Origin of the sequence: Treponema sp. UBA753, from assembly GCF_002297325.1 — a bacterium.
Lineage (GTDB): Bacteria > Spirochaetota > Spirochaetia > Treponematales > Treponemataceae > Treponema_D.
Genome location: NZ_DBKJ01000123.1, coordinates 1 through 5,905, shown reverse-complemented (window position 1 = coordinate 5,905; position 5,905 = coordinate 1). Strand labels below are relative to the sequence as shown.

Annotated in this window: 6 protein-coding genes; all 6 read right to left on the bottom strand. The window is 34.5% G+C overall.

Annotated elements, in window-relative coordinates:
* Nucleotides 1-545: sigma factor (locus tag B4C08_RS09840; RefSeq protein ID WP_296664950.1), on the bottom strand; the 545-nt coding region annotated here is incomplete at its 3' end.
* Between the two features lie 9 nt (nucleotides 546-554).
* Nucleotides 555-1,091 (bottom strand): hypothetical protein, encoded by a 537-nt coding sequence (locus B4C08_RS09835; RefSeq protein WP_296664948.1) that lies wholly within the window; start codon nucleotides 1,089-1,091, stop codon nucleotides 555-557.
* A 2-nt stretch (nucleotides 1,092-1,093) separates the two neighbouring features.
* Nucleotides 1,094-3,088 carry an AAA family ATPase gene (locus tag B4C08_RS09830; protein WP_296664945.1) on the bottom strand — a complete coding sequence of 665 codons (1,995 nt, stop codon included), beginning with the start codon at nucleotides 3,086-3,088 and terminating at the stop codon, nucleotides 1,094-1,096.
* Nucleotides 3,079-3,255 carry a hypothetical protein gene (locus B4C08_RS09825; protein ID WP_296664944.1) on the bottom strand — a complete coding sequence of 59 codons (177 nt, stop codon included), beginning with the start codon at nucleotides 3,253-3,255 and terminating at the stop codon, nucleotides 3,079-3,081. Before B4C08_RS09825 ends, B4C08_RS09830 begins: the two co-directional genes overlap by 10 nt.
* A complete protein-coding gene (locus B4C08_RS09820; RefSeq protein WP_296664942.1) occupies nucleotides 3,245-5,479 on the bottom strand; it encodes a DEAD/DEAH box helicase family protein in 2,235 nt (744 codons plus the stop codon). The genes B4C08_RS09825 and B4C08_RS09820 overlap by 11 nt, the downstream gene beginning before the upstream one ends.
* Before the next feature lie 10 nt (nucleotides 5,480-5,489).
* The coding region (locus B4C08_RS09815; RefSeq protein WP_296664940.1) for an aminotransferase class V-fold PLP-dependent enzyme at nucleotides 5,490-5,905 on the bottom strand (416 nt) is incomplete at its 5' end.

Sequence of the window (5,905 nt, the reverse complement as noted above, 5' to 3'; positions counted from 1 at the left end):
ACTGAAAGAGAATAATAACCAGCAAATGAATTCGGGCTTGTTACATCGAAACTTTTTATAGCTCGGATTAATCCTATCGTGCCATTTTGAAAAGCATCCTCAAAATCACAGTAATTTTCTTTCGCGAAGTTATAAGAAATACGCAAAACCCCACGCAAATACATTTCTGTCATTCTGTTGAAAGCATAAACGTTTCCGTCTTGAGCTTCCTGAATAAGAGTTTTCCATTCTCGATGCTGAGGCGGCTTTATGCTTTTTATATGAGCCACAATAATTTTAAAGTTTGGATATTCATTTAAAACTGTATTAAAAAAGTCCTCATAATCAATTTGAGCCTTATCATAAATACCTTCTTCGTCATAAATGATTTCACTTTTTTTCTCTGAAAACAAAACTTTCTTATCTATAAGGAACTGCATGACTTCATCTGTTTCGAAAAAATCAAGATTGTTGCCGACACAATAATCTGTAATTTCATTCTCAGACAAAAAGCCTTTAATTTTATATTGAGAAAAAAGTTTATTTTGAATTTCTGTAACTGTCATTTTATGATGTTAATCTCTGGCAATTTGTTCCAGTTTTGCCAAAAAATCTTGACTTGAATCTTGCTCAGCCTCATAACGTTCATGAATTTCTGCAAGAAAATTATTGAGATTGCTAATATAATCATCTTCAGAAGACGGATTATCTTGCTCAATCAGCTTCTCATAAAGAACGTCAATTCCGCCAAGAAGATATTTTTCAAAAATTTTAAAATCTTCTTCCGCTGTTCCCTGAGCCTCTCCATTGAAGGCTTTATTAACTCGCTCATTCAGAGAATGTTTTTCTTTTTGGACTGCGAGCATTACAAGCCTGTATGTAAAATAAACATCATTATGATGATTTGTAAATTGACCAGGAAATATTTTTGTAGTTTCATTTCCAGAATCAATATCTGACATTCTGTTGTAGAGCATTCCCACAATTGGAGCAAAAACAAAAACATCAATATTACGTTTAAACAAGCTATTTACAGACTGTGGAAATTTTGCTGTAAGTTTATTAACTTTTACCGCATGGCTTCCTTTAAATAAGTATTCATTATCAAACATATTTACCTCGATTCAATTCTAGTTTCCAGTTCATTTATTTTTATGAACTCGTACTTTTTTCCAATTTTTGCGCTCATATTCTCTTCCGCAACTTCTGCATCTTTGTCATATGAAAAGAAAATAACTTGTTCTGCAATTTTAGGAAGAGTTTCGCAGACATTTTTAACCCGCTTCTTGTCAAAATTTGAAAGAGGCGCATCCATTACAAGAGGATACGGTTCTGATTGCAATGGTATATCAGAATTTCTGTTTTTTGCATTTTCGCGAGCCATTTTTATTACTCCAGCGATAAAAGCAAAAATGACAGACATACTTTGCGCCATTGAAGTTTCAATCATGCCGCTGAAACTTGCAAATTCATCAAGCTCAACTTTTATGTTGTATTTTTCATCTACTTGCAATGAAAGTTTTCCGTTGTAAATATTTTTGAATATCTCATTAATATTTTTTTGAAGCCGCTCTCTTACTTCCTTTTCCCGTTTTGAATAATCATCTTTTAACAGCTGATACATATATGTTGCATAGGCTTTATAAACTGCAATTTTCGTATTGCTGGCACTTTTCAGAGCTTGCTCATCAAGAGAAGATTGAGTCCGATTTTGTTTTTCTGTTTTTGCCCCTTTCTCTTCCAACAGCGAATCTTTTTCTCTATTAAGTTCGGCAATCTTTCTTTTATTCTCATCCGCTTTTATTTGCAAATCTGCCGAAGACTTAATATTTTTAATCCGTTTTTCAATTTCTAAAATTTCCGAATTCAATTCTTCAAGTTCAGAATCTTTTTCTCTGATTTCTCTGTACTTTTGAACAATGGAATCCTCATAAAAATTTTCAGAATCAGCAAGTCGCTGCTTTGCACTTCCACTAAAGTCAGAAATAAAATTTCCAAGACTTTTAGGAGGAATAAATTTCAATAATTCATCAAATGCTTCAAGTTCTTTTGAATTTTCTTTTAAGCAAGTTCCGCAGATATAAAAACCTCTTTGTTTTAGATAATCTATTGTTTTTGCAGTTATATCAGGAATTCCTTTATCAAGACTGTCTGTCTCAGAAAGTTCTGTTAAAATATCCCTGATGATTTTTCTTGAAAACCAAGACAACCCTTTTGTATTGAATGTATCAACATAATTAGAAACAACATCGTTCTTTTCTTTTCTTAGTTTTTCACAAGAAATTTCATAAGCCTTTTTCTCTTTTATAAGCTTCTCAGTATCTTTATTTGCCTCCATTTCCGCTGAAAGTTCTTCCTGCTGTTTTTCAAGTTTTGCTACAGAAGCATCTATTTCTTTGTTCCGTTCATCAATTTTAACCAGGTCTTTATTCAACGAATCAAGAGCATTTTGCAACTCTGCAATCTGCGAATTTGCTTTTGAATCAAAGTCTCTATTGTAGCTTTTTATTACAGAAGAGCTTGAACGCCCATTTAAATGATCAAGAGTAATCGTAAATGCGGAAAGCCCCAGTAATCGTTCTACAGCCTCTTTGAATTCTGCGCTTCTTCCATCATTTATTTCTTTGCTCATATTTTGTATTCGTTCACCATCAAAGAAAAAATAATTAGAAAGCTCGGAAGGAAGAATTTCTTTTATTCTTAAATCAACATCTTTTTCGAACTTCGTTGTTCCCTGCGGATTTCTATACTTGATTTTCAGCTCTGAACTATTCGGTGTATTCAGTTCTCCTGTCGCATTCGTTGTATATTTTTGCTCCCGGGTTATCTCATATTGAATATTGCTATGTATAAGCTGCAATGAAACTCTTACAAAAGATTCTTTGTTTGGTCCTAGATTTTGCGAGATTTCCTTATTCAACAAAATAGAGTCGGTAAAAGTTGTTTTTCCATACAAGCACCACCTGAATGCCTGAGCAAAAGTTGTTTTTCCTGCTCCATTTTCTCCAAGAATAATCGTGATATTTTTCTCATTATCTTCAGAAAAGTCCACAGACTGTATATCTTTGAACTGCCTAAAATTTTCAAGTGTGATTTTTTTTATAAGCATGCAACTTCCTCCGCAATTTTTTTCTTAATATCCTTAATCATTTCTGAATCGCCTTTTTCTTTTGTGGCAATATTTTTCTTTTCCGCAATCAAAATTGCTGTAAGAATGTTTCTTGCCTTTTTTACATCAATTTCGATTCCATCCACCTCAACTTTTTCATTGTTCATTCTCAAAATTCTCCTTAAAAATCAAATCCTTATCTGTAAGTTCATACAGTTCTTTTATTTCATCAATTTTTTCCATTGCTGAAATCTCATTCATGGAAAGACGTGCAAATTCAATTGCACGAACAAGTTCATTTATAACTAGTCCCTTTCCTTTCTTTTTTTCTTCTTCTGTTTCGTAAATAACTTCACTTAAAGGACGAGGAATCGTTATAAAGTCATAAATTTCAGCAAAATCTTTTCCGTCTGATTTTCTTAACACACGTCCTCGCCGTTGAATGTACTCTTTCGGATTTGTTGTGCTCGCAAGAATAAAGGCTGTTTTTATTGCAGGAATATTTACACCTTCATCAAGGCATTTTATTGCGATAAGAGCCTGCAGATTTTTTCCTTCCGAAAACTCTTTCTTTATCACTGAACGTTCCTGCATATTTTCTTTTGAAGTAAACTGGGCAACTTTCATTCCAAGAAGATTTCCAAGCAAATCTGTAACAACTTCGATTTGCCTTTTTCCTTCTGAAATTTCATCATCGTTAGAATCATCAAATTCTGAATCCTCATCGAAAACTTTTGCAGCTCCGCAGTAAACAAGAATGTGATTGTCGCTTATGTAAGGAGTTATCTGCTCTTTTAATTCTCCGATTTTATTAGAAGCACCAGCTACAAGTCTTGCCCGCTGCAACGCAATTCGCTTGCCTTTTTCATTCAGCTTTAATTTTCCATTTTTTCCTTTTACAACGCACTTTAAAATCTCGCGGGAATATTGTTCATAATAAACAAATTCATCATCTGTCAATGAAACAATAACCGGATAATATTTATATCTTGTGAGTTTTCTCTCTTTTATTGCTCGCTCAAGGTCATATTCAATGCATTTTTTCCCAAAGTAATCATAAAGTGATTGAGTTCCGTCTTTATCTCCGTGGCGTTCCAATGTGGCAGAAAGCGCAAGGCGATAAGAAAATTTATTGCTTAAAAGTTTTCTCAAATATTCCGCACCAAAATTATGAGCTTCATCAACGACAAGCAAGGCGTTTCCATGCAGTTTAGAGATTTGATTTTGAACAAGTTCGGAAGAAAATGTAGCGTTTGTAGAAATAAAGCAAAAAAATGTCCTATTTTTTATTTCCAGATTAAAATCTTCCACAGCATATTTTAGCAATGATTTCCAGTTTTTCTGTTCCGAAGAACTATAGCCGACAATCGGTTTCATTCCGAATTTTTCAATATCCTCAACCCACTGTTCAACTAAATGCTGATAAGGGCAAACTATGAAAACTGTAAGCCTGTCATTTAAAACTTCGCTCAACCTTGAAATCGCCCCTAAACCTGTAAGCGTCTTGCCGGTTCCTGTAGCCATATCAAAAATGCCTTTGTAGTCTTGTTTTTCCCATTCTGAAATCGCTTCTTTTTGATAATCAAAAAGATTTATGTCCGAAGGAATTCTTGGAATATTCATTTTGTTTTCAATTTCCCCATTCTGTATTTTTTCAATCTGTAATTTTTTCTTTTCTGAAATGAACTTGCTTTCAATGCCTTTTGAGAACGAACGACATCCTATATTTGTCTTTAATACGGTATAAATAAAGATTTTTTCCCAAGATTTGCTGCTTTTCCATTTCTCATCAAACCAGAAGATATGACCTTTTACAGAAGTTCCGTTTTCAGGACGCACAACGACATTGGAAGAATTCATCTCCAAATAATTCAATTCTGAATTATCTTCAAGACCTTTCTTTGTGAAATTGGAACTCCCAACAATCGCGCAAGAATCGTTCTTCCCTTTAAATATGTAGCACTTTGCATGAAGAAAACTTGAATTATGCAAATCTTTATAAGTGTGAATTTTAAACTTTGGATTTTCTTCAGCACAATAATTTAAAAGCAATGAAATTGCATCTTCATAATCAGCAACGACAGGGATATTTTCCAAATGATACTTGATGTAACTGGCCGGATAATCATTTAAGTCAATTTCATCAGCATGGCTTAACTGATAATTCTGAACTTCTGGGTCTTTGCCAAGCAGAAGTTTTATTTTCGTATCTGACCGTTCAAGAAAAATTTTGAGTTCCTCAAAGATAAGCGCAATAGAGGGAATATCCCAATAACCGGTCGCTATATAAAACTCATTATAATTTTCATCCAGCAACAAAGTTTTTATATATGAACTAAGCTTGTAATTTTGAGAATTATCGATTAAAGGATTTTTGAATTTTTGCAGCATTTTTTCTCTCCTACCTATTTTCCTCTATATATTCCATCGCCTTTTCCAGCGCGCAAAAGTCCTCTTCGCCTGTGAAATATCCCACGCTGAAACGCACTGTGCCTGCCGGAAATGTGCCTAAAAATTTGTGGGCGAGCGGCGAGCATTGAAGCCCGGTGCGCACGGCGATTTCCGCCTCGTCAAAAACGTTTCCGATGTCTTCCGCCGAGTAGCCGTCAAAAACCGTGGAGACAACGCCTATACATTTTGTCTTTTGTGAAAATCTGTCTGCCGGGCCTGCAATTTTTACAAAGTCGTAACGCTGCAAAATCTCTAAAAGACGAAGGTGATTTTTTTCTTCGGTAGCGCGGATTTCGTCCTGATTCTGTAAAAACCACTGTGCCGCCGAGTGAAGCCCAGCAACCGCGCAGATGTTCTGGCTTCCCA

Bases quoted from the DNA above. Each gene is read 5' to 3' on its own strand.
- B4C08_RS09835 (WP_296664948.1), bottom strand. From the start codon at position 1,091: ATGTTTGATAATGAATACTTATTTAAAGGAAGCCATGCGGTAAAAGTT.
- B4C08_RS09825 (WP_296664944.1), bottom strand. From the start codon at position 3,255: ATGAACAATGAAAAAGTTGAGGTGGATGGAATCGAAATTGATGTAAAA.
- B4C08_RS09820 (WP_296664942.1), bottom strand. From the start codon at position 5,479: ATGCTGCAAAAATTCAAAAATCCTTTAATCGATAATTCTCAAAATTAC.
- B4C08_RS09830 (WP_296664945.1), bottom strand. From the start codon at position 3,088: ATGCTTATAAAAAAAATCACACTTGAAAATTTTAGGCAGTTCAAAGAT.